The organism is Acinetobacter sp. 479375 (assembly GCF_000581715.1).
GTDB lineage: Bacteria > Pseudomonadota > Gammaproteobacteria > Pseudomonadales > Moraxellaceae > Acinetobacter > Acinetobacter ursingii.
Genome location: NZ_JEZN01000059.1, coordinates 1 through 2,182, shown reverse-complemented (window position 1 = coordinate 2,182; position 2,182 = coordinate 1). Strand labels below are relative to the sequence as shown.

Annotated in this window: 3 protein-coding genes and 2 pseudogenes; 1 reads left to right on the top strand and 4 read right to left on the bottom strand. The window is 31.4% G+C overall.

The window, feature by feature from the left end:
- Nucleotides 1-316: pseudogene (locus tag J500_RS16665) on the top strand (IS5/IS1182 family transposase); the annotation flags it as partial.
- A 33-nt stretch (nucleotides 317-349) separates the two neighbouring features.
- Here J500_RS16665 and J500_RS16660 read toward each other — a convergent pair.
- The 4 genes and pseudogenes from J500_RS16660 to J500_RS16645 all read right to left on the bottom strand — a co-directional run.
- Nucleotides 350-742 (bottom strand): hypothetical protein, encoded by a 393-nt coding sequence (locus J500_RS16660; protein WP_034700718.1) that lies wholly within the window; start codon nucleotides 740-742, stop codon nucleotides 350-352.
- A gap of 174 nt (nucleotides 743-916) precedes the next feature.
- Nucleotides 917-1,111 (bottom strand): DNA-binding protein, encoded by a 195-nt coding sequence (locus J500_RS16655; RefSeq protein WP_005401752.1) that lies wholly within the window; start codon nucleotides 1,109-1,111, stop codon nucleotides 917-919.
- A gap of 118 nt (nucleotides 1,112-1,229) precedes the next feature.
- Nucleotides 1,230-1,712, bottom strand: a complete 483-nt coding sequence (locus J500_RS16650; protein WP_034700716.1) for a hypothetical protein — start codon at nucleotides 1,710-1,712, stop codon at nucleotides 1,230-1,232.
- A gap of 175 nt (nucleotides 1,713-1,887) precedes the next feature.
- A pseudogene (locus J500_RS16645) lies at nucleotides 1,888-2,182 on the bottom strand (IS5/IS1182 family transposase); the annotation flags it as partial.

Below are 2,182 nucleotides of genomic sequence, written 5' to 3'. Positions count from 1 at the left end.
TGCGATTTTGAAACGGCAAGCAAATGTAATTATCCCTCCTCGTTCCAATGCTGCTTTATGGGCAGAAAATGAAATTGGTAAAGCAAGAAATCATGCAGTACAAGGCTGTTGGGACAAGGGTCAAAAGCAGTGGAAACGAGATATTGGTTATCATCGACGATCCCGAATAGAGGCTAAAATGTTTGCCTTGAAACGACTTGGACAAGGTGTATCTAGTCGATGCTTTAATCGTCAGGTGGTTGACTTGCAAATAAGAGTCGATATTTTGAATAAATTTACTCAACTTGGTACAGCTAAAACGGTGGCTGTTGCATAAATATCTGAAGATTAGAACAACTCTACCTTTCGTCTATTTGTGCAACAAAGCCTTTTGTGCTTGTTTTATTAGTTCACAAAACCGTGTGTATCCAATACCATTTCCATGAGTTTTCAATCTATATTCTTCCCAAAGAATAGCCTTTGTAAGCCCTTTATACGTAGCTAACTCACTACATATCGCTTCGCAGTCAGGTTGTGACTTTTTGATACGTTTTATTGAGCGATTAATTTTTAATTTTTGTTCTAATTCTGAATTGTTTAGTTTAGTAAAATCTTCATAAGTTAATTCTGTCAAAATTAGTAAAGACTTGATTTTAGATACAGTTTCACGAGAGATTTCTACAATTTTAGCTATTTCTCGATTGCTTTTATGACTAAATATATAGCTAATTACTAGCCTAATTTTTTCAATAGATGTGTTCATAATTATACCTCAGAATAAAAAATGAGGCAGAAAGCACCATAAACATTGATAAAAAAATCAATGCCACTTAGAATGAATTTGTCTTGCACTGCCAAGTAAAAGACAAATTTATAAAGACTCATGTTGACGCATGGGTCTTTATACTTTCTGCGGTTAAATAAAAATTACATTGAATTAATCCATATCTTTTTGCTCCTTAATGCCTAGCTTCACAGCTATCTTATGGCTTTCACCACGTCGTGGAACTTTATTATTTTTTAAAATTCGGTATACGAGGTCAGGTGAAAAATTATTATCTCGTGCCCATTCTGCGATTGAAATTCCTGATTTTATAAAATCATCTCGAACTTGCTTAATTGACTTGATCATATCAGACGAATTTTGAATAAATTTGACGAAAAAATATATTAGAAAGATATAAAGATCAAGCTAAATAATATTATTTTAATATTATATTATTGGTGTAATATTTTAATTACTATATGTTTTATTTACTTATTATCTCATCCATTAATCTAATGTTTGAATTAATGTTTTTAATATCATTTTTTAACTGCTCTTTATAGTTAATAAAATATTTCTCTAATGTTTTATCATCTGATAACAATGACTGTAGAAATTCAATATTATTTTCTTTATCTTTGATCTGATCTAAAAATTCTATTTTCTTTTTAGAAAAAATCTCTTCCAATTTCTGCTTCTTTATTCGATTCCTGAGCTCATTCATACGTGGTGTTTCCGTATAAGAAAAGATATTTTTTTTGGATGTTAAAGGATTTACTTCCAAATATTGAAGTTGCATTAAAACTCTTAAACCAGAATACATAAGCCTCTTAGATTTTTCATTTCTGTTGTTCTGACTAATATTAAGTTTTTCCCAAAATTGTTTGGCTTCCCAATTTTGAATTTCATAGTTATCGAATAATTCTAAGAATTCGTGATACAACGGCAAATGTACAGGTCTCTTCATGTTCAGTCTTTTAATCTTTTATTAAAAATGAGGATTATAGTCCGTGGATATTTAATCCTCAATTAGTGATATTTCTATTTTTTGAACAATTTATTTTAAATGTTAGAATTATCTATTGAGATTGGCTTTGTTGCACAAATAGACGAAAGGTAGAGTTGTTCTAATCTTCAGATATTTATGCAACAGCCACCGTTTTAGCTGTACCAAGTTGAGTAAATTTATTCAAAATATCGACTCTTATTTGCAAGTCAACCACCTGACGATTAAAGCATCGACTAGATACACCTTGTCCAAGTCGTTTCAAGGCAAACATTTTAGCCTCTATTCGGGATCGTCGATGATAACCAATATCTCGTTTCCACTGCTTTTGACCCTTGTCCCAACAGCCTTGTACTGCATGATTTCTTGCTTTACCAATTTCATTTTCTGCCCATAAAGCAGCATTGGAACGAGGAGGGATAATTACATTT